At 63.8% G+C, this 21,328-nt stretch carries 13 protein-coding genes and 2 tRNA genes; 8 read left to right on the forward strand and 7 right to left on the reverse strand.

What is annotated here, in order from left to right; translation table 11 throughout:
- Positions 1–17 precede the first annotated feature (17 nt).
- Positions 18–1,424, reverse strand: coding sequence for a phosphomannomutase/phosphoglucomutase (locus ABD059_RS01855; RefSeq protein ID WP_343877415.1), 1,407 nt, complete (start codon positions 1,422–1,424; stop codon positions 18–20).
- Between the two features lie 119 nt (positions 1,425–1,543).
- On the opposite strand from ABD059_RS01855, the gene ABD059_RS01860 reads away from it, so the two are divergent.
- Positions 1,544–3,658 carry a RecQ family ATP-dependent DNA helicase gene (locus ABD059_RS01860; RefSeq protein WP_343877417.1) on the forward strand — a complete coding sequence of 705 codons (2,115 nt, stop codon included), beginning with the start codon at positions 1,544–1,546 and terminating at the stop codon, positions 3,656–3,658.
- Between the two features lie 53 nt (positions 3,659–3,711).
- Here ABD059_RS01860 and ABD059_RS01865 read toward each other — a convergent pair.
- Together ABD059_RS01865 and ABD059_RS01870 are read right to left on the reverse strand one after the other, a co-directional pair.
- A tRNA-Ser gene (locus ABD059_RS01865) sits at positions 3,712–3,799 on the reverse strand.
- Between the two features lie 64 nt (positions 3,800–3,863).
- Positions 3,864–5,960, reverse strand: coding sequence for a prolyl oligopeptidase family serine peptidase (locus tag ABD059_RS01870; RefSeq protein WP_343877419.1), 2,097 nt, complete (start codon positions 5,958–5,960; stop codon positions 3,864–3,866).
- Positions 5,961–6,084: 124 nt separating this feature from the next.
- On the opposite strand from ABD059_RS01870, the gene ABD059_RS01875 reads away from it, so the two are divergent.
- The gene (locus tag ABD059_RS01875; RefSeq protein WP_343877421.1) at positions 6,085–8,007 is read left to right on the forward strand and encodes an FAD/NAD(P)-binding protein; all 1,923 of its coding nucleotides are present in this window, start codon (positions 6,085–6,087) and stop codon (positions 8,005–8,007) included.
- A gap of 58 nt (positions 8,008–8,065) precedes the next feature.
- Here ABD059_RS01875 and ABD059_RS01880 read toward each other — a convergent pair whose 3' ends face one another.
- The 3 genes from ABD059_RS01880 to ABD059_RS01890 form a co-directional block, all read right to left on the reverse strand.
- Positions 8,066–10,651, reverse strand: a complete 2,586-nt coding sequence (locus ABD059_RS01880) for a 5'-nucleotidase C-terminal domain-containing protein (protein ID WP_343877422.1) — start codon at positions 10,649–10,651, stop codon at positions 8,066–8,068.
- 262 nt (positions 10,652–10,913) lie between these two features.
- The gene (locus ABD059_RS01885) at positions 10,914–14,018 is read right to left on the reverse strand and encodes an ExeM/NucH family extracellular endonuclease (protein ID WP_343877424.1); all 3,105 of its coding nucleotides are present in this window, start codon (positions 14,016–14,018) and stop codon (positions 10,914–10,916) included.
- 229 nt (positions 14,019–14,247) lie between these two features.
- Positions 14,248–14,335 (reverse strand) — tRNA-Ser (locus ABD059_RS01890).
- A gap of 63 nt (positions 14,336–14,398) precedes the next feature.
- On the opposite strand from ABD059_RS01890, the gene ABD059_RS01895 reads away from it, so the two are divergent.
- The 3 genes from ABD059_RS01895 (at position 14,399) to ABD059_RS01905 (ending at position 18,092) form a co-directional block, all read left to right on the forward strand.
- Complete coding sequence (locus tag ABD059_RS01895; RefSeq protein WP_343877507.1) at positions 14,399–15,382, forward strand: NAD(P)H-quinone oxidoreductase; 984 nt, start codon at positions 14,399–14,401, stop codon at positions 15,380–15,382.
- Between the two features lie 212 nt (positions 15,383–15,594).
- Positions 15,595–17,904 (forward strand): carbon starvation CstA family protein, encoded by a 2,310-nt coding sequence (locus ABD059_RS01900; RefSeq protein ID WP_343877425.1) that lies wholly within the window; start codon positions 15,595–15,597, stop codon positions 17,902–17,904.
- A complete protein-coding gene (locus ABD059_RS01905; protein ID WP_343877426.1) occupies positions 17,904–18,092 on the forward strand; it encodes a YbdD/YjiX family protein in 189 nt (62 codons plus the stop codon). Before ABD059_RS01900 ends, ABD059_RS01905 begins: the two co-directional genes overlap by 1 nt.
- A gap of 105 nt (positions 18,093–18,197) precedes the next feature.
- On the opposite strand, the gene ABD059_RS01910 is transcribed toward ABD059_RS01905, so the two are convergent.
- On the reverse strand, positions 18,198–18,938 hold the full coding sequence (locus ABD059_RS01910) for a GAF and ANTAR domain-containing protein (RefSeq protein WP_343877427.1): 741 nt from the start codon (positions 18,936–18,938) through the stop codon (positions 18,198–18,200).
- Between the two features lie 405 nt (positions 18,939–19,343).
- Between ABD059_RS01910 and ABD059_RS01915 the strand changes: the two genes are divergently transcribed.
- The 3 genes from ABD059_RS01915 (at position 19,344) to ABD059_RS01925 (ending at position 21,162) form a co-directional block, all read left to right on the forward strand.
- Positions 19,344–19,586 carry a hypothetical protein gene (locus tag ABD059_RS01915; RefSeq protein ID WP_343877428.1) on the forward strand — a complete coding sequence of 81 codons (243 nt, stop codon included), beginning with the start codon at positions 19,344–19,346 and terminating at the stop codon, positions 19,584–19,586.
- 185 nt (positions 19,587–19,771) lie between these two features.
- Positions 19,772–20,233 (forward strand): hypothetical protein, encoded by a 462-nt coding sequence (locus ABD059_RS01920; RefSeq protein WP_343877429.1) that lies wholly within the window; start codon positions 19,772–19,774, stop codon positions 20,231–20,233.
- Between the two features lie 89 nt (positions 20,234–20,322).
- Entirely contained in the window at positions 20,323–21,162 is an 840-nt protein-coding gene (locus ABD059_RS01925) for an aldo/keto reductase (protein ID WP_343877430.1), read from the forward strand.
- The last annotated feature ends 166 nt before the right edge of the window (positions 21,163–21,328 follow it).

Below are 21,328 nucleotides of genomic sequence, written 5' to 3' on the forward strand. Positions count from 1 at the left end.
AGATGCGGCGGCGTCCCCTACTGGCGAACCTGCGCCAGCACCTGCTCGGTCAGCGTTTCCAGGACCTGACGGTCGACTGCTTCAGCGTTCAGTCGCAGGTAGGGCTCGGTGTTCGATGCGCGGAGGTTGAACCACCAGGACCCGTCATCCGCTGTGAACGTCAACCCATCGAGCTCGTCAACGGTGACACCGTCGTTGCCAAACTCCTCCCGGACACGGGCCACAGCGGCGGGGACGTCCTCCAGGCGCGAGTTGATCTCGCCGGAGGCGAAGTACGGCTCGTACTCACGGGCGAGGTCGGAGAGGGGACCGGGCTGCTCGCCCAGCGCCGCAAGGACGTGCATCGCGGCCAGCATCCCGGTGTCAGCGTTCCAGAAGTCCTTGAAGTAGTAGTGGGCTGAGTGTTCGCCGCCGAAAACGGCGCCCTCCTCAGCCATCACCGCCTTGATGAACGAATGTCCCACCCGGGTGCGGACGGGCCGTCCACCCAGCCGTTCGATCAGCTCGGGCACGGCCCGGGACGTAATGAGGTTATGGATGACGACGGGTGCGCTCACCCCTTCTGCCTGGGCGCGCACGATTTCTCGGCGTGCCACCATCGCGGTGACGGCGCTCGGCGAGACCGGATTCCCGAGTTCGTCAATGACGAAACAGCGGTCGGCGTCGCCGTCGAAGGCAATCCCAATATCCGCCTGGGTGCTGACCACTGCCGCCTGCAGGTCCCTGAGGTTCTCCGGTTCAAGGGGGTTGGCCGGGTGGTTTGGGAACGACCCGTCGAGCTCGAAGTACAGGGGGACGATGTTGAGGGGGAGCTTGGAAAGCAGCGAATCCCCCAGGACGGCGGGAGTGGTCAGCCCGCCCATGCCGTTGCCAGCGTCGACGACCACCTTCAACGGCCGCGATCCTGACAAGTCCACGAGGGAGCGCAAGTACTCGGCGTATCCTCGGAGCACGTCGCGGACCCCGATGGTGCCGGTTCGTTCCGCCGCGGGTATTTCACCGGTGTTCAGGTATCGCTCGGCGAGAGCCTGAATCTGAACCAAACCCGTCTCGGAGGAGACGGGTACTGCGCCGGGTCGGCACATTTTCATCCCGTTGTACTCAGCGGGATTATGGCTGGCGGTAAAGGTGACCCCCGCAGCGTCGAGGGTGCCGCTGGCGTAATAGAGCTCGTCGGTCGAAATCAGGTCGAGGAGGACGACGTCGGCTCCGCGGCGGGTGGCGCCCTGAGCGAAGGCGTTGCTGAACTCCGGCGAGGACGGCCTCATATCGCCGCCGACGAGGATAGTAGCGCCGGTGAGCTGGAGTACGTCAACGAATGCAGCTCCTACCGCCTCGACAATTTCGCAGGTGATGCTCTCGCCCACGATGCCGCGCACATCGTAGGCCTTGAAGGACGCTGAAAGGTCAAAGGATTTACTCACGGACAGAGTCTAACCGCTGGCTTCCGCCGGACAGGGGCTGTGGAGGCCAGGTCAGGCGGGTTTTCCACAACAGCGGGCTGGCAGGCAGGGCTGTCAGCGGGGACTGCGATACTAGGCTCATGGTCGATACCACCACACTTCATGATCAGGCAGCGGTTATTCTGCGGACCCTCGTTGGACGAGAGGACGCCGAGTTCCACGACGGCCAGTTCGAGGCGATCGAGGCCCTGGTGGACGGTGGCCGGAGGGCCCTCGTGGTCCAGCGCACGGGGTGGGGGAAGTCGGCCGTCTACTTCGTCGCGAGCCTGCTCCTGCGTGCCCGGGGGGCGGGGCCAACGCTGATTGTGTCTCCACTGCTCGCGCTGATGCGGGACCAGGTTGCGGCGGCGGCGCGGGCCGGCGTGCGGGCCGAAGCGATCAACTCAGCCAACCAGACGGACTGGCAGGAGATCACCGACAAACTCGACAACAACTCGGTCGACGTCCTCCTGGTGTCACCGGAGCGGCTGAATAACCCGGCGTTCCGGGAGCGTCACCTGCCCGAATTGATCCGGCGCACTGGGCTCCTGGTCATCGATGAGGCGCATTGCATCTCCGACTGGGGACATGATTTCCGTCCCGACTACCGCCGGTTACGTGACCTGATCACCCAATTGCCGGCGGGCGTGCCAGTTCTGGCGACGACGGCGACTGCCAACTCGAGGGTAGTCAGCGACGTCGAGGAACAGTTGGGCACTGACGGCACCGAAGTATTCACTCTGCGTGGCAAGCTGGCCCGTGAGTCCCTGCGGCTGGGGGTCCTCCGACTACCGAGCCCCCGGTCTCGCCTCGCCTGGCTCCTGACCCACCTTGATGACCTGCCGGGCAGCGGGATCATCTACGCACTGACCGTCTCAGCCGCTGAGGACACGGCCCACCTGCTGCGGGCGAACGGCCATCAGGTTCTGGCGTACACCGGCCGGACCGACCCGGCCGAACGAGAGTCGGCCGAGGCCGCTCTGAAAAACAACGAGGTCAAGGCTCTGATCGCGACCAGCGCGCTGGGAATGGGTTTCGACAAGCCGGATCTCGGATTCGTGGTTCACCTGGGCGCGCCCTCATCCCCGGTGGCCTATTACCAGCAGGTAGGTCGTGCGGGCCGTGGTACCCCCAACGCTGACGTCCTGCTCCTGCCGGGCACTGAGGACCGCGAAATCTGGGAGTACTTTGCCACGTCCTCGATGCCGTCGGAGGAGAAGGCAACCCGGGTGCTCGCGGCACTGCAGCCCGGCGCCGTCCTCTCCACTCCTGCCCTGGAAGCCCGGGTGAATCTTAAACGCACCCCTCTCGAACTGCTGTTGAAGGTCCTGGACGTGGACGGCGCCGTCCGGAAGGTGCAGGGCGGCTGGGAAAGTACCGGTGCGCAGTGGGTCTACGACAGCGAGCGGTATGGCCGGATCGCCACAGCGCGGATCGCCGAACAGAAGTCCATGTTGGACTATGAGAACACCTCACGATGCCGGATGGAGTATCTTGCGGCAGCACTCGACGATCCGACAGCTGCACCGTGTGGGCGGTGTGACACCTGTGCGGGCGCGTGGTTCTCGGATGAAGTGGCGCATGATGCCTCAGATAGCGCCCAGAAGGCGCTCAGCCGGGTGGGTGTGGAACTCGACCCGCGGGGTCAGTGGCCCAGCGGGATGGACAAACTGTCGGTCCCAGTCAAGGGGCGGATCCCGGCTGGTCAGGCCAACGCGGAGGGCCGGGCACTGGCCCGACTGACCGATTTGGGGTGGGGGAGTCGGCTGCGGGAGCTGCTGGCTGACACGGTCGGGGACCAGCCGCTGGGCCCACAGGCCATCGAAGCCTGCGTCTCGGTGCTGGCCCAGTGGGGATGGGAGACTCGTCCCGTGGCGGTGGTCAGTGTGCCGTCGCGTCGTCGACCGTTGCTGGTCAAGTCGTTGGCCGAGAGCCTCGCCAAAGTGGGCCGCATCCCGTATCTCGGGGCCCTGCAGACACCGCACGGCTGGCCCACCGGGGCTCCGGGCGGCAACAGTGCGTTCCGGCTTGCAGCAGTCTGGGGTCGTTTTGCGGTCCCCGAGGAGGGGCGAGACTGGTTTGCCGCCAATCCGGGCCCGGTCCTGTTAGTGGATGATCTTGCGGACAGCCGGTGGACCATCACTGTTGCCGGTAAGGCGTTGCGGGATGCCGGAGCCCAGGACGTGCTGCCATTTGTCCTCGCCCTGAAGGCCTGACCGGACAGCAGAAAGCACCCCCAGCCGAGGCCGGGGGTGCTTTCCGAAAAACGCGGAGACGGGGGGATTTGAACCCCCGGTAGGCTTTAGGCCCACACTTCATTAGCAGTGAAGCCCATTCGGCCGCTCTGGCACGTCTCCAGCGGCTATTACTAGCCACCCAAGGCTACCTGTAAGACGCGGGCAAGAGCAAAACCGCCGGTAGCTACAGTCCGCCGGTCAGTGCCTTCCACAAAAACTCCTGCGACATCACGTGCATGCGGGCCGCCTGCCGGTTATCCGATGCGCCAGCATGTCCACCCTCCAGCGCTTCATGGAACCACACGTTGTCAATCGACAGCGCCTTCATCCGGGCCGCCATTTTCCGTGCCTGTACCGGCCCCACCCGATCATCGCTCGTCGCCGTCCAGATCAGGGTGCGCGGATAGTCGACCCCCGACCGCAGCTGGTGGTAGGGCGAAAAGGTCTTGACGTACTCCCACTCCTCGGGCTTGTCTGGGTCTCCGTATTCGGCGATCCAGGAGTAGCCCGCCGAGAGCTTCGTATACCGGCGCATATCCAGCAGGGGCACACCGCAGGAGATTGCCCCGAACAGGTGTGGGTAGTGCGTGAGCATGTTCCCCACCAGGAGTCCGCCGTTACTGCGCCCGGTGCAGCCGAGGAGCTCTGGTCGGGTAACCCCGCGTGCCACCAGGTCCGCAGCGATCGCCGCGAAATCCTCGTAGGCGCGATGCCGGTTGGCGTGGAGAGCAGCCCGGTGCCAGGCCGGCCCGTACTCGCCACCCCCGCGGATGTTCGCCAGTACGTACACCCCGTGCCTGCCGCTTTCGGTGGTCCGCTCCAGCCATCCCCGGCCGATCACCCCCGAGTAGGCGGGAACCATCGCATGCTCAAACCCGCCGTAGCCGGACAGGAGCGTGGGGTTTTCGCCGTCGAGTGCCAGCTCCGTCGACGCGACCTGGAAGTAGGGGACTCGGGTCCCATCCTTGGACACCGCGAAGTGCTGTTCAACCGTGAACTCGGTGTCGTTGAAGAACGACGGCGTCGCCTTGACCTTTTCGGGTACGCCGCCCACCTTGCCGCGCAGCAGGGTCGTCGGGGTCAGGAACCCGCTGGCCAACAGCCAGTAGTCATTACCGTCGGCGTCGTCCTCGTCATCAACGGCGAAGGCGTCAACCGAATGCAGGGGCGGGCACGCATCGAGTACCTCCTCCCGCCACTGTTCAGCAGGTGTAAGGACTCGAATCTCGGAGGATACGTCACTGAGCAGATTCACCAGCAGATAATCCCGTGTCCAGCTCCACGACTGCAACGACGTCCGCGCGTCGGGCTGGAACAGGACGGTGAACGATCGCTCGCCGGCCAGGAAGGAGCCGAGATCGATGCCGAGCAGGGACCCTGAGGCGAACACCGTGCCATCCACCTCCCAATCGGTGCGCGGGCGAAGGAGCAACCACTGCCGGTGCAGAGAAACGTTCACATCGTCGGGAACATCCAGACGGACCCACTCACCGTTGTCGCGAAGGTGCGTGCGGCTCGAGTAGAAGTCGATCGTGTCGACGGCGATGTCCCGCTCGAAGCCGGGTGTCTGATCCCTCATCACCACTGCCATCATGTGGTGCTCGGGGATGTCGAAGTACAGCTCAGCGTCATCCAGGGACTGCCCACGCTGCAGGGTGCGTACCGTCCGCGGATAGGAACTGGTGGTCATCGACCCGGGCCCGAAGTCGGTGGCCAGATACAGCGCATCTGGCCCGGCCCAGCTGATCCGACTCTTGGCTGCCGGAATGTCGAACCCATCGGTGACAAAGGTCCGGGAGACGACGTCGAACTCGCGGAACCGCCGGGCGTCACCGCCGTCGGGGGAAAGAGCGATCAGGGTCCGCTGATACGGTTCGCCGTCGGCGGGTCGCAGGAACATCGCCCCGCCCCACACCCATTCGACCCCTTCGTCGGCACTGAGCCGATCAAGGTCCAGCAGCACATCCCACTGAGTTGATGCGGAGTTGTAGCTGTCCCAGTCGGTGCGCCGCCACAGCCCCTTCGGATGTTCTTCATCGCGCCAGAAGTTGTAGTAGTGCCCGCCCCGTTTGGACACCATCGGGATCCGGTCGGTTGAGTCGAGGACCTCCAGGACCTTGCGCTCCATGTCCAAAAAGTCGCCGGTGACGAGCTCTTGCTCGGTAACAGCGTTTTCGGCGCGTACCCATTGAAGCGGCGACGTGCCGTAAATGTCTTCGAGCCAGAGGAACTCGTCGTGATCGGGGATCGAACCGGGGTGCTGGTCTGTGGTGGAGGTCATAATTCCATCCTATGCACGACTTTCGGCTGTCTCCATTTCGGCGCTGCCGCTCATGTCCGGGCCTTGATGCCGCCAGTCTGGTTCCTTCCCGTCCCGGCCCAGCGGATACCCTTATCGAATGCGCATGGGTCGGAGTCTTCGGGTAGCTGTGGTGGGTGCCGGCCCCCGCGGCACCTCGGTGCTGGAACGTCTCATTTCCCAGTGGGAGGCCCAGCAGCCAGACCAACACCAACAGCTGGACATCCACGTGATCGACCCCGAAAGCCCGGGCCCGGGCCATGTCTGGCGGCCGACCCAATCCCGACTCTTCCTGATGAACACTCCGTCGCTGTTCCCCACAGTGGTGCCCGTGGGAACCCCGGACCATGAGTTGGTCCCGTCAGTTGTGGGGTACTCGTTTGACGACTGGCGTGTCCTGGTGACGTCCGACCCGGTCCCCACGCTGTCCAATGCCGACCGCGAAGAGCTCTCGGGCCTCGGAAGCTCCGGGTTCCCCAGCCGCGCCCTGTACGGCAGGTATCTGGAGTGGATCTATCAACAGCTGGTCGACCGGTGCGGTGCTGGCGCCACGATCACCCACCACGCCACCGATGCAAGGGAAATCAGCCGGGAGGCTCCCGGCTACCGTCTCCGGTTAGGCGACGATTCGGAGCTTGCAGCGGATGCAGTGGTGCTGGCGCTGGGACATGTTCCCTCCCAGCTCAGCCCCGAACAGGAGACGCTCAGGGACGGCGCTGCACGGTACAGCCTCAAATACTGGCCGCCCGCCGTCCCCGCCGACGTTGACTGGGCGAAACTGCCTGCCAAGAAGCCAGTGCTGGTCAGGGGCCTTGGCCTGAATTTCTTCGACGCCATGATCCAGCTGACCGAAGGACGGGGCGGTCGGTTCACCCCCGAGGAGGGTGGGAAGCTCAGTTACCAACCGAGTGGCAGCGAACCGCAGATCGTTGCTGCCTCCCGGCGAGGGGTGCCCTACCGGGCGAAGGCACAGCTGGATAGTTACCTTCCTCGCAGCGTGACCTTGCGCTATTGCACGCTACCGGCGCTGCAGACGTTCGCCGACCAGGGAATCACGCCGGGCTTCGATCACGATATCTGGCCGCTGCTGCACCGTGACGTGGTAACGGCCTACTACTCCACCCTGGTGCGGGTGGCTGGCCCGGACCTGCTGGCCGACCCGGAAGGATTTCTTCAGCGAGTTCACACCGCTGTTACCGTGAGCGGCCCGGAATGGGCTGCTGCCCTTGATTCGGTCCTCGCCAGTGAGCTACCCACCGTTCATCACCTCGATGTTGAGCGGCTGTCCCACCCGTTCGCAGGGCGACGGTTCGCGGGCGCCAAGGATTACCAGGAAGCGGTGCTTGACTACCTCGACGCCGATGTCGCCGAGTCTCTCAGGGGTGAAGACAGCCCGCTGAAGATGGCGATCGGTGCCATGAATGCTGGGCGTACGGTGATCAAACAGGTGGTCGCCGATGGTGGGCTGACCGATCAGGCCTGGCTGACCGAGCTCAGGGGATGGTTCGAACCCCTGGTGGAGGGCGTGGCCAGCGGTCCGCCTGCGATCAGGATCGCTCAACTGGCTGCCCTGGCCCGTGCGGGTGTGGTGCAGTTCGTCGGACCCAACCCCCAGTTCGCGGTCGACGCCGACACCGAGCGGTTTGAAGCCTCGTCGCCGTGGGTGGAGGGCGCCGGGGCAGCGGCGAGTTACCTGGTCGACGCGATGATGCCGCCCAACCGCGCCGCAACCACCCTGTCCCCGCTGCTGCGGCAGCTGCTCGACGACGGTCTGGTCCGGCCCAAACTGATGATGGCGACCGACGGCGCACCGGTCAGCGCCCCGGGACTGGACGTCACGCTGCCCCCCTACCGGGCGATTGACGGCTCAGGGCGAGCCCACCAGCACCTGTACGTGGTGGGTCTGCAGCTCGCTTCGGTCCAGTGGGGGACAGCAATTGCGGCCCAGGCTCACACGCCACCTGCTGCCGGGAGTCGGACCCTCCGGGACGCCGATGACATCGCCAGGGCGATCCTCACGATCGCCTAGTTAACCGGAACGGCGGGCCCCGTGAGGGACCCGCCGCCGGTCTGGCTAGGTTGTCGGACTAGAGGCCTTCGGCATACCTGCCGCACGCTCCAACTTCGTCGTCGAACCGGTTGACGAACGCTGCCATCGCGTCACGCGCCACGGGGGTGACTGGACGGTAGGTGCCGTCCCCCCAGCCCTCGGAGATCCCGGCGTCCTTCAGCCAGGAGATCTCCTTCTCGAACATCGTTCCGACAGGAACGTCAGAGAACGGCGCACCCTTCGGGTTCACATAGCTCATCGCTTCCACATCGAGGCATACCTCGCTGGCGAGACGCATCATGAATGCTGCCATCGCGTCCCTGTTGACCGGGGTCACCGGACGGAAGGTCCGGGTGCCGTCGGCCTCAGGCCAGCCGGTCGACAGGCCGGAGGTGTGCATCCACATGATTGCGTCGAAGTGCTCAACCCGGTCCGCTTCGTCAGCGGTGAAGGCTACGTCGCTAAAGGGCGACTCCTCGGGAAGCTCAAACTCTGGTTCCCCGGCCAAACGGTACAGGAACGCGGCCATCGCGTCGCGGTTGATGTTCGCGAGCGGACGGTACGAACGGGTACCGTCGGCCTCCAGCCAGCCGGTGGAGAGACCATTCTCGGCCATCCACTCGATGTGGTCCTGGTGTTCGTTGCCTTCGACGTCGGTGAACTCAGCGAGCTCGACGCCAAGGGGCAGGCGCACCTCAGTGCCCGAGTCGGGTGCATTCAGGTAGAACGTCGCACCGAGGGCGTCGGCGGGAACGGTGAACGCGATCCGTGCGGCTCCGTCGGTGACGTCGAAGGTGCCGATCTCCACTGGCTCGCCGTCGCCGACGGCGTAGGACAGGGCGATGCTGGTGTTGGTCGGGCTGCCCAGCGAGGTCAGGTCCAGTTTGGACACATCGAAGCCGACCTCCTGGCCGAGAACGACGCTCATCGGTGCGCCCTGAACCTGGACCGCGCGACGGTCAAAGGTCGGGGACAGTGGGCTGTTGGCTTCGATGTAGTCGAACCACGCCTCCCGGTCAACCAGCCCCGAGTCGAGGGTGTTGGCGCCGTCGTTGAAGACCACGAAATCGTCGCCGCCCTGGATCAGGAAGTTGAAGGTACCAATCCGGTAGTCACGGGTAGGGTCCAACGGTGCCCCGTCGATGGTGACCGAAGTGATCCGGGACCCTTCAGCAGCCTCGGCGTCGTAGGTGTAGGTCACATTGTCCGACAGTCCCAGGTGCAGGAAGTTGGTGCGGACACCTCCCTCGCGGGGCCACTGCTGCTCAAGCAGTTCCACGAACTGCTCACCGGTCAGGGTGGTGGTTGCCAGGTTGTTCAGGAACGGCAGCACAGCGTTGGCTTCAGCAACGGTGATCTCCCCGTTCTCGTCGTAGTACAGCTCAGCGCGCAGCCCGCCCGGATTGGTGACGCCGATTTCGGCTCCACCGCGTACGTCCGGCTGCAGCGACGAGAGCAGGGAGTCAGCGACCAGGTTGCCCAGGGTGGATTCGGAGCCCCGGTCATCGCGCGCATCCCCGGTGAACGCGGTGGTGATGTCTTCGGTGACCTTGCCCAGGACAACGCTGCCCAACTCCTCGGCAGTTTCCAGAGCGTCGTTGACGATCGTCTGGACCTCGGCCACCCGTGGGTAGTCGGCGACTAGTTCGGCGTCGTCGATCTCGGTGCGGGGCACGTTGCGGGCTTCGTACTCGACGACATCGCCGGTGAGGGTGTCGACGGTCAGTTCAATCTGACCGATGAACTCGCCATAAGAACCGGTCTGGACGATCGGGCGGGTTACGCCGGCCTCTCCAGGAACTGGAGCGTCTGAGGCGTAGAAGGAGTGAGTGTGCCCGTTGAAGATCGCATCAACCAGGGGGGTCGTCTCATTGACGATCGAATCGAATTCGCTGCCCGGAATAACTTCGGGGAGTGCTGCGGAGTCTTCGCTGGATCCGTCGGCACCGGCATGGAACTCGGCGACGATCACGTCGGCCAGGTCACCGTCTTCAATTTCCTGCGCCACGCGGTTGACGGCTTCGACGGGATCCCCGAAGTCGATGGTCTCGATGCCTCCCGGGCTCACCAGGGTAGCTGTTTCCTGGGTGACAGCGCCGATGACGGCCACCTCGATGCCGTCGACTGTGAAGACCTCGTATTCGTCCAACGCCGGTTCCTGGGTGCCCTTGGTGTAGACGTTGGCACCGAGGTAGGAGAAGTCAGCGATCGGTTCGACCCGATCGGTCAGGTCCGCGAATCCGCCGTCGAACTCGTGGTTGCCGACCGCCGAGGCGCGCAACTCCAACGCGTTCAGGACGTCAATCGTCGGAACGTCGCGCTGTGATGAGGAGGCATACAGCGACGCCCCGATTTGGTCGCCCGCCGAGAGGAAGAGCGTGTTCTCGTCTCCGGCTTCGGCCTTCAACTGTTCAACGGTCCCAGCAAACTTCACCGTATTGCCGTCGATACGTCCGTGGAAATCGTTGATGTTGAGAAGGCTGATCGTGGTGGTGTCCCCGGGTGCGTTGACTTCCACGTCGGTCTGCTGCGTCGCATTGGCGGGTAGCGCCGCTATCGGCGAGGCGAGCAGCCCCACCGCCAGCGTGGCGCCGAGCCCGCCCTTCCATGACGAATGTTTCATTCGCTAGTTCTCCTTGGCTTTGGCTGATGACAGCCGCGAGTGAGTCAGCCCATGTGAGAAACACGGGCCTGGTGGCTCGAAATTGTGCTGAATGTGATCCAACTGACCTTGTGAGTCAAACCGAGCCAACCAGACCATCGTGAACGAGAGGTGACCAAAAGTGAAGGGTAGGGGGCCAGCCGTTAACGAATTGTTGGCCCCGGCGCGTGCCGGGACCAACAATTCGAGCGGCGGTAGCCGCCGGAGATGCTACCTGTTCACACTAGATTCCTGCGGCGTACCTGCCGCAGGATCCGAAGGTGTCGTCGAACCGGTTCACGAAGGCTGCCATCGCGTCGCGGGCCACCGGGGTGACTGGACGGTAGGTGCCGTCCCCCCAGCCCTCGGTGATCCCGGCGTCTTTCAGCCAGGAAATCTCCTCTTCGAACATCGTGCCCTCGGGCACGTCCCGGAAAGGGGCTCCGCTGGGATCGGCATATTCGATGGCTTCTTCATTAAGGCAGACCTGCCCGGCGAAGCGCTTCAGGAACGCAGCCATGGCGTCCCGGTTGATTGGCGTTACCGGGCGGAAGGTCCGGGTGTCGTCGGCCCCGGGCCAGCCAGTTGAGAGACCCGATTCGTGCATCCACATGATTGCCTCGAAGTGCTCAACCCGGTCAGCCTCATCGGCGGGGACGGGAACGTCGCTGAACGGTGACTCTTCGGGGATTTCGACGTCGGGCTCCCCGGCCAGTCGGTAGAGGAACGCGGCCATCGCGTCGCGGTTGATGTTGGCCAGCGGGCGGTAGGTCCGGGTGCCGTCGGCTTCCAGCCATCCGGTGGAGAGGCCGTTCGCGGCCATCCACTCGATGTGGTCCTGGTGTTCGTTACCCTCAACGTCGGTGAACTCAATGACCTCGTCCAGTTCCAGGCCGACGATCACTGGGTCGTGGTCGCTGGCGCGGTACTGGTCGGCGGTGTAGTAGTTCACCGGGGTGTAGTTGAACCGGCTGTACTCAAGTGCCAGCGATTCGACTGCGTTGATGTTCCAGATGTCGACGCCGGTAACTGTCGCATGGGCTTCGGGCGAGGCGAGGATGTGGTCCAGCGATCCTGACTGCCCACCAAAGACGTAGGAGTATTTCCCGGTGTCGGCGCCCTGGTTGATGTACCCGGCCTCGTAGAACACCTGCATGGGGTCTTCAGCCGTGTAGGAGTTGAAGTCGCCCGTGAGGAACACCTTGTCGGTGCCAGCCTCGGTCTGCATCGTGTCCGCGAACGCCACCAGAGCGGTTGCCTGCTCGACGCGGTCAGCGTTCGAGGCGCCCTGTCCGTCGCCCTGGTCAGCGTTCTCCCCTGAACCGGAACCCTTTGACTTGAAGTGGTTCACGATGGTGAGGAACTTCGTCGACTCGTCGCCGCCGGCGGCCTGGAAAGCCTGGGCCAACGGTTTGCGGGCGTTGGAGAAGGCGACGTCGTCGTCAAGAATGACCGAATCTCCGACGGTCTCCACCGCGGCGGGCTTGTAGATGAAGGCGTTGCGGATGACGTCTTCGTTGGCGGGCACCTCGGCGGGAGAGGGGACGAAGTCCCAGACGCCCGGTTCGACTTCGTTCAGGGCCGTGGTCAACGAAGCGAGCGCCTCGTCACGATCCTTGCCGAAGGCCGCCGAGTTCTCGATTTCTTCCAGCGAGACCATGTCAGCGTCAAGGTTGGTCAGCGCGTCAACAATCTTGGCTTCCTGGCGCTCAAGGCTTTCAGTGTTGGCAGCACCGCGAGCGTCGCAACCGCCCCGGACCGTGATGGGGTTGCCAGCGCGGTCGTTGAAGTAGGTGCACCCAGCCAGCTGATCACCGGTGGTGCTGAAGTAGTTCAGCACGTTGAAGGAGGCAATCTTGATGTCGCCGCCCACTTCCACTGGGGTGGCTGGCCGCTCACCTGCGAAGGTGACGGGCTGAACCTCATCGGCGTTGCCAGGGGTGAGGTGTGTTACCGGCTGGAATCTCCAGACGCCGAAGTCGAAGTCGACGATGACGTCGGACACGAAGGTCGCTGAACCGTTGACCCGCACCGGGTTCTCCAGCGTCAGGTATGGCAGCTCCTGGCTGTTGTTCTGGACGAAGTCGATCGTGGCACCGTCGTCGAGAGTGACTCCGCGGGCGCTGTTGTCTGCCTGAACGGCCTCGTTCTCCGGGGTGCCGGGAGGGGCAATCTCGGTGGGCTGAACCAGGGCGTCGGGGCCGAGAGCCAGATCGATTTCGCCGAAGCGGTTCAGGTCATAGTTATCCGAAACGGTGAAGTCACCGGTTGGCCGGACGAGCATGCTCTCCAGCACTTCGCGCTCGGCGTCGGTTGCTGGCCAGGGCGTCATCAGTGATTTGACCTCCTCGGCAGGCTCGGTCAGCACGGTGGCCGCACCGGCCACCACCTCAATCTGGGTGACCCCGAAGTTCTCCCCGGCCTCACCGGTAACCTCCACATGGTCACCGATCGCGACGTCGGCGACGGTGCCAGGGGAGTAGATGAAGATGCCGTCAGAGGCGGCACCCGCTTCTGCGCCGGTGCCTTCCGTCTGGATCACGTAGCCGTCAATGCCACCGGTGGGATAGGCGGCGGTGACAACGCCCCGGGTGGTGACTGTTTCACCCTCCAGCGGTGTGGCAGTTCCGGTGCCTTGAATCTCGTTGATGGGAACGACGTCACCGGCGGCTGGCGGTTCTGGCTCCGGTTCGGGTTCGAAGCTGCCCGTCTCGCCGTCGGCATTGGTGGGCGTGACCGCGTCACTGAGGGTGAAGTCGGCTGAGTTGTCGTCGGTGTCGACGAACCCTGTCCGGTTCAACGACCGGGGGTCGGAGTTATTGTCCGGTTGGGGCGCAGCAGCTGTTTCGAACGTGTTCGACGATCCGTACCCCAACAGGTCTTCGATCGACGGGTTACTGGTCACCGAACCGGTGGCCAGCTGATCGACCGCGGCGGAGTCATTCGACAGGATCAGGGTGCCGCCGCCCCCGGCGAAGCTGGCACCGATGGTCGCGTCGGCTTCAGGCAGCGCGACGCCGTTGTCCGCGTTGCTGGATCCGCCAACAAGGTAGTAGCCGTTGGCCGGAATGGTCCCGCTCAGCGGTGCAACACCGGTGGGTGCGGCGGACCCACTGGCGGACCTGTACTGCAGGGACCATCCGCTGATGTCGACCGGCTGATCCGTGGTGTTGTGAAGCTCAACAAACTTGTTCAGATACGGCGCGTTGGTGCTTCCCCCGTTGACGTACGCCTCATTAATGATGACGCCGTTCGGCGCCGCGTAGGCGGGTAGCGCGGCTACTGGTGAGGCAAGCAACCCCACCGTTAGCGCGGCACCGAGCCCGCCCTTCCATGACGAATGTTTCATTCGCTAGTTCTCCTTGGCTTTGGCTGCTGACAGCCGCGAGTGAGACCGCCCGCGAAAACACGGGCATGTGGCTCGATATGGACCAAAATGTGATCCACCTGACCTTTAGGCCACGTTCGAGCCAACCAGACCATCGTGAACGAGAGATTACGGAAAGTGAAGGGTAAGCGGGCTGCGTGTTAACGAATGTTGGCCCCGGCAAGAAACCGGGGCCAACACTTTCTATGGGCGGAAGGTAAGAGATTCGAACTCTTGGTACGGGGTTACCGCACACTGGTTTTCAAGACCAGCTCCATCGGCCGCTCGGACAACCTTCCCAAGTGAGTAGTGTTTCACGTAGCTTCCAGTTCAACCAAAAAACCGTTCCAGTGGAGGACCTTTTGAGAGCAGTAGTTATCACCGAACCAGGCGGACCAGAGGTGCTCAGCGTCTCGCAGGTGGCTGCGCCCCAAATCGGGCCGGGGGAGGTGCTGATCGACGTCGTCGCTGCCGGGCTGAACCGCGCGGACGTGCAGCAGCGCAAAGGGCTCTACCCTCCGCCCCCGGGTGCGTCGGAGTATCCCGGGCTGGAGGTCTCCGGCAGGATTGCCGACGCCGGGGAGTCCGGTTTCTCGGTGGGTGATGAGGTGGTGGCGCTGCTGTCCGGCGGCGGGTATGCGGAGCAGGTCGCCGTCCCCGCCGGTCAGGTCCTTCGGGTGCCACCGGGAATGGGCCTGGTAACGGCAGCGGCCCTGCCGGAGGTGGCGGCAACCGTCTACTCAAACCTGTTCCTCACCGCGCACCTTCAGGCCGGCGAGCGGGTGTTGATCCATGGGGGCTCTGGCGGAATCGGAACCATGGCCGTCCAACTGGCGCTTGCATTCGGGGCCATCCCACTTGTCACCGCGGGATCGGCGGCAAAGCTCGACGTTGCGCGGGGCCTCGGCGCCGCCACCTGCATCAACTATCGGGAGCAGGACTTCGTGGCCGAGGTGGCCGCTGCCACCGGGAGCGAGGGGGTGGACGTCATTCTCGACGTCGTCGGCGCCAAGTACCTGGAGCAGAATGTTCAGGCGCTCGCCGTCGGGGGGCGGCTGGTCATCATTGGGTTGCAGGGCGGGGCCAGGGCCGAGCTGAATCTTGGTGCGCTGATGACGAAGCGCGCTTCGGTGGCCGGCACTACGCTGCGCGGGCGCCCGGTGGCTGAGAAGACAGCCATTATGGCTGCGGTCCGTGAGCATGTCTGGCCGCTCATCGAGTCGGGCAGGGTCAAAGCTATGGTCGACCGCACCTTCCCGCTGGAGCGTGTGGTCGAAGCCCATCAGTACTTTGATTCCGGCGAACACGCCGGGAAAGTTCTCCTCACGGTTGCTCCTTCCCCCTGATCAGCAGGGATGGGTGGGATTGTCTAGACCTGCCCACTGATCGGGCCCGATCGGTGGGTTACTGTGCGTTAGCCGCGGAGCCACCCCTCCCTTGGGCGCAAAAAAGGCCCGTTTGGCGGCGCTCCTGTGTGTCGCGTGGCTGCAGTGACGTGTAACAGGCGTCACGATTGCTATCGTCGGCAGGTTCAAACACTCAAATCCAAGGGAGCACTATGAGTGAGCATCGAAACAGTTCCGGACACGCTGGGGATTCCCCAGTTGACGGTGACGGCCGGGACGTCGACGTCCTGGTGCAGGACCCGGATCTACCACCCACGGCTCTCGACCCGGCAGTAGCTGAGGCTGAGGAAGGTCGCTGGACACCCGCGAAGATCGCACTCTGGGTCGGTATCGCACTGCTCGGCGGGTTTAGCTGGACCATGCTCGCCCTGGTGCGGGGCGAAACAGTCAATGCCATCTGGTTTGTCTTTGCCGCGGTCTGTACCTACTTCATCGCCTACCGCTTTTACTCCAAGTTCATCGAGCGCAACCTGTTGAAGCCGGACGATCGACGGGCAACCCCCGCCGAGTACAAGGCAGACGGCAAGGACTACGCGGCAACGGATCGTCGCGTCCTCTACGGGCACCACTTCGCCGCCATCGCCGGCGCCGGGCCTCTCGTCGGGCCGGTCCTCGCCGCCCAAATGGGCTACCTGCCCGGCACCCTGTGGATCATCTTCGGTGTCATCGCTGCAGGCGCCGTCCAGGATTACCTGGTCATGTTCTTCTCCATGCGACGCGGCGGACGCTCCCTTGGCCAGATGGCCCGCGAAGAGCTCGGCCTGATCGGCGGCACCGCAGCTCTGATCGCCACGCTCGCCATCATGATCATCATCGTCGCGATCCTCGCCCTCGTCGTCGTGAACGCCCTCGGCGAAAGCCCCTGGGGTGTCTTCTCGGTCGCGATGACGATCCCCATCGCCCTGTTCATGGGTATCTACCTGCGGTACCTCCGCCCCGGCAAGGTCACCGAAGTGTCAATCATCGGGTTCGTGCTCCTGATGCTCGCCATCATCGCTGGCGGGTGGATCGGCGAAACGGAGTGGGGCGTCGCCATCTTCGGCCTGGACCGCATTGCTATCGCCTGGGGCATCATCATCTACGGTTTCATCGCCGCTGTCCTCCCTGTCTGGCTCCTGCTGGCACCCCGCGACTACCTGTCGACGTTCATGAAGATCGGCACCATCGTGATGCTGGCGGTTGCCATCATCATCACCCGCCCGGAAATCAGCGTCCCCGCGGTCAGCGAGTTCGCCAGCCGGTCCGACGGACCGGTAGTCCCCGGCACCCTCTTCCCCTTCCTGTTCGTGACCATCGCGTGCGGAGCGCTCTCCGGGTTCCACGCGCTGATCGCTTCGGGCACCACTCCGAAGATGATTCAGAAGGAACGCCAAACCCGCTTCATCGGGTACGGCGGCATGCTGATGGAGTCGTTCGTAGCCATCATGGCCCTCGTTGCCGCCCTGTCGATTGACCGCGGCATCTACTTCGCGATGAACTCCTCCATGGCTGCCACCGGCGGGACGATCGAAGGCGCGGTCGCCTTCGTCAACGGGCTGGGGTTGGCAGGAGTGAACCTCACCCCCGAAGTGCTCAGCCAGCTGGCGAACAATGTGGGCGAAGAATCCATTGTTTCCCGCACCGGGGGCGCGCCGACGCTGGCCGTCGGTATCGCGCAGATCATGCAGTCCTTCATCGGTGGCTCGGGGATGATGGCCTTCTGGTACCACTTCGCGATCATGTTCGAAGCGCTGTTCATCCTGACCGCCGTCGACGCCGGCACCCGCGTTGCGCGGTTCATGCTGCAGGACAGCATCGGTAACTTCATCCCCAAGTTCCGCGACACCTCCTGGAGGACCGGCGCCTGGATCTGCACCGCCATCATGGTGGCTGGCTGGGGGGCGATCCTGATCATGGGGGTCACAGACCCGTTGGGCGGAATCAATACGCTGTTCCCGCTCTTCGGTATCGCCAACCAGCTGCTGGCCGCTATCGCGCTCGCCGTCTGCATGGCCATCTGCGCACGGAAGGGGGCCTTCAAGTTCCTGTGGATCCCGGCCCTGCCGTTGGCGTTCGCCGCAGTCGTGACCATTTCGGCGTCGTTCCTGAAGATCTTCTCACCAGTGCCGTCAGTGGGCTATTGGGCGAACCACTTCGCTTTCCGGGACGCGCTTGCAGCCGGCGAACAGAGCTTCGGCGCCGCTGCCTCCGTCCAGGCGATGGAAGCGGTGGTCCGCAACACCTTTATCCAGGGTGTGCTGTCGATCGTGTTCGTCACCCTGGCGCTGATCGTGATCACGACGGCGGTCGTCGCCTCGGTGAAGGCATACCGCCACGGCGGTGGCCCCAACACCGAGGACACACCAGTGCCCTCGCGGATCTTCGCACCCTCCGGAATGTTTGCGACACCGGCGGAGAAGGAACTAGAGAAGCAGTGGGATGCACTGCCCGCTGAACGGAAACCTGCAAGGACGGGTCACTGATGACCGTCCGCGAGCGGGCCCGACAAGCCGTCTGGCTATTCAAGGGAGTGATGGGCGAGAATGCCTACCAGGCCTACCTGGACCACCACGCGGCTACCCACAACGCGGAACCGCCGATGACCGAAAAGGCGTTCTGGCGGGATAAAACCGACCGCCAGGACGTCAACCCGGAGGGTCGCTGCTGCTAGCAGATCTGACCCGATACCACTGCCCGCCGATCAAGGCCGTTCGCGGAACCTGAGCTTCCATGCTCAGCGAACAGCCCGGGTCAGTGGGCAGTGGTGTGTGGGAGGTTATTTATCGAAGTGGGTGTTGGTTGGCGCCTGATGGGCCGAAGCCACCACCGCGCTGGCAACCTCACGCAACTTGATGTTGCGAGCGCTGGATGCGGACTTCAGGATCTCGACCGCCTCGTCCTGTGAGCACCGGTTTTGGGCCATGATGATTCCCGCGGCAAGGTCGATCACCGTGCGGGACTGCATGGCGGCTTCGAGGTGCTTGCTGGCGTCGCTGAGCTGAGCCATCCGCACGGCAAGCCGCAGGGACTTTGAAGCTTCCAACGCAAAGGCTTCGGCGGCGGCGACGGCGTTGTCGTCGAACGCGTTGGTAACGGTCGAATAGAAATCGAGACCAGCCCGCGATTCCCCGCCCAAGGGCACAGGTATCCCCAGCGCTGAGCGGATGCCGTGCTCAGCGACTGCGTCCCGGTAATCCGGGAACCGGGTGTCATTGGGAACATCGCGCACGTGGACCGTCACGTTCTCGCGTGCGGCTCGGAGACACGGGCCGTCGTCGAAGGCGTATTGAATCTCGTCAGTCTTGCGGGCGAGCTCGCTGCTACTGGCGACCGTCCCCATGGTGCGGGGGCGGAGGAGGGTCAGCCCACACAGCACCTCGCCGGATGCTTTCGACGTCAGCGTTTTCGCAGCGAGCTGGGTGAGGCCGGTGAGAAAAGTACTCACGTCCTCGCTATCCATCACCATGTCCAGCAAAACGTTGTGAATATCCGACTCCACCCGTTGGGCTTCTGACATGTTGTTCTCCACTTCCGGCGTCCTTCAACGACCCCTCACCTGACGGACTCAACTGTAATCGGTACGAGGCTCGGACGGGGTCGGAGTGAGGACCTGGTGGTGAATGGTTGGGCCGTCCAGTCGCGCCGGAATGGGATATAGTCGTAGACAGGTTGAGCAGACAGCCGCGAGAAACTCTCCTCGTACATCAAATTTCAATGGCCTTAGTGCTGCACGGATTGCCCTTAGGGCCCCGGTCAAGACACCCACCACATCCCGCACTGCGGGCCTATCTCAGACGACTAGCCTTCCGGCAATTTTGCGCCTGTGAACCCCGCCCTGCGTCCGGCCAGCTGGTACATCACCCGCTCGGCCCCGCTGCTATGTCAGCGCCTCCTAGTATTTAGTCATCTTGGAAGGACCCCCATGACCGACACCACGCGCCTCGCTCCCGATGAGCCATTCCCGGACGATCTGACAACGTTGGAGAGCTCCGAAGTGATGATCCTCAACAGCAGGATCCATCGCGAGCTCGACGCCGAATACGTCAGGTATGGGCTGCCGGACCCAGAAACCGAGGGGCGACTCGAGGAGATTACCGAGGAGCTAGATCGCCGCGAGAATCAGTGCACCCGGGCATCGGCGCCGCAGGAGTCCGTCAGCGACTAGAGAGGTCCTTGCCTCCAAGAAACCCGGGCCAACTCCACGGGGAGTCATCCGGGCCTTCTTTCCGGGTACCCCGTGAGACGATAAAGCCATGAGTGAACAGCAGGGTCTTGCTCAAACAGACACCACTTCGGTCCGTCTCCCGGAGTTCGTCGACCCGCCGACCGCGCTAGCTCGCCGCTGATCCGATGGGATTCTTCACGGCTGCCCGACAGGGGCGCAGGGACGATGCTGAGCTCGGCACCGGCGTCTGGCGCCGTGCCCATGACCGCTTCCGCCGCGGCCTGGACCGGTATCACCAGATTCTTGAAGGCGTGGCCGACGACGAGGTATACAACCAGCTCGCTGGACTGGCCAATGAGCTTGTGCCCCTGCTGGAACGGGTGCGCACCGTTTGTGTGACCGCCCAGGCGTCATCGCCCAGCGAGGGGTTGGACATTCCGGGAGCGCTCACGCCAGTACACAGGGCGCTCTCGAGAGCCGGTAACTCGCTCGCGACGACGGCAGAGGCGGCCGCGATGGCGCGGCTCGACGGCGAACGCTGGGGGCTGGCATCTGCTGGCCTGGACAACGTCAAACGGCGAGCTGACCTGGTCGAAGAGGACATTGCCGAAGCTGAACGTGAATTAGCGGCACGTCCGAACGTCTGACAATAAAAAGTGTGCTGACGAAATAATTCGGCGTGGACAGCGGTTCCCCATGAGTGACATCGCATTCATTCACACGGCGAAAGGCATTCATGACTACCTCACCGAATCTCACCTTCCATGACGGCGCTAACATCCCCCAGCTCGGCTACGGCGTCTGGCAGGTTGACGACACAACCGCGGAAGACGTCGTCGGGCGCGCCCTCAAGGCCGGGTACCGCCACATCGATACGGCTGCCGCCTACCAGAACGAAGCTGGTGTTGGTCGGGCCATTGCTGCCTCCGGCCTGGACCGCGACGACCTTTTCATCACCACGAAGCTGTGGAACGCCGACCAGGGTTATGAGAGCACGCTCAAAGCGTTCGACGTCTCCATGGAGAAGCTTGGCCTGGAGAAGCTCGATCTTTACCTGATCCATTGGCTGCAGCCGAAGCAGGGTAAGTACCTTGATACCTGGAAGGCCCTCATCGAACTGCAGAAGCAGGGGCGCGTCACCTCGATTGGAGTGTCAAACTTCACTGTTGAGGCCCTGCAGGAGATCATCGACGCAACTGGCGTCGTTCCCGTGATCAACCAGGTGGAGACGCACCCGTTCTTCAACCAGGCCGAGCTCAAGGCCTTCCACCAGGAAAAGGGCATCCTGCACGAGTCCTGGTCGCCGCTAAGCTCGGGCAAGGGGCTCCTCGACGACCCGACCCTGGTTGAGATCGCCTCCAAGCACAACGCCACCCCGGCGCAGGTTGTCCTCGCCTGGCACCTGGCACTCGGCAACGTGGTGATCCCGAAGTCAGTCACTGAGTCTCGGATTGTCGAGAACTGGGACGCATTGGATGTCACGCTCGACGCCGGGGACATCGACGCCATCAACGCCCTCGATAAGGGTGCCGAAGGGCGCATCGGCGCGGACCCGGCAACTGCGGACTTCGCCTAACCACCCAGAGCGTTCTCCGGACACGTTCCGGTGAGCAACCTGGACATCGGTGGGGAAGATTCCCCTCACCGATGTCCAGGTTGACGCGTCCTGTCCGGGTTGCTCACCGGAGTGGCGCCTGGTCAGTGGCGTGGGCGTCAGATGCACCGGTCAGGCGCGGGTACGA

Origin of the sequence: Arthrobacter flavus, assembly GCF_039526005.1 — a bacterium.
Lineage (GTDB): Bacteria > Actinomycetota > Actinomycetes > Actinomycetales > Micrococcaceae > Arthrobacter_D > Arthrobacter_D flavus.

Coding starts and splice junctions, on each gene's coding strand:
- ABD059_RS01860 (WP_343877417.1), top strand. CDS start 1,544: ATGGTCGATACCACCACACTTCATGATCAGGCAGCGGTTATTCTGCGG.
- ABD059_RS01870 (WP_343877419.1), bottom strand. CDS start 5,960: ATGACCTCCACCACAGACCAGCACCCCGGTTCGATCCCCGATCACGAC.
- ABD059_RS01875 (WP_343877421.1), top strand. CDS start 6,085: ATGGGTCGGAGTCTTCGGGTAGCTGTGGTGGGTGCCGGCCCCCGCGGC.
- ABD059_RS01880 (WP_343877422.1), bottom strand. CDS start 10,651: ATGAAACATTCGTCATGGAAGGGCGGGCTCGGCGCCACGCTGGCGGTG.
- ABD059_RS01885 (WP_343877424.1), bottom strand. CDS start 14,018: ATGAAACATTCGTCATGGAAGGGCGGGCTCGGTGCCGCGCTAACGGTG.
- ABD059_RS01900 (WP_343877425.1), top strand. CDS start 15,595: ATGAGTGAGCATCGAAACAGTTCCGGACACGCTGGGGATTCCCCAGTT.
- ABD059_RS01905 (WP_343877426.1), top strand. CDS start 17,904: ATGACCGTCCGCGAGCGGGCCCGACAAGCCGTCTGGCTATTCAAGGGA.
- ABD059_RS01910 (WP_343877427.1), bottom strand. CDS start 18,938: ATGTCAGAAGCCCAACGGGTGGAGTCGGATATTCACAACGTTTTGCTG.
- ABD059_RS01915 (WP_343877428.1), top strand. CDS start 19,344: ATGACCGACACCACGCGCCTCGCTCCCGATGAGCCATTCCCGGACGAT.
- ABD059_RS01920 (WP_343877429.1), top strand. CDS start 19,772: ATGGGATTCTTCACGGCTGCCCGACAGGGGCGCAGGGACGATGCTGAG.
- ABD059_RS01925 (WP_343877430.1), top strand. CDS start 20,323: ATGACTACCTCACCGAATCTCACCTTCCATGACGGCGCTAACATCCCC.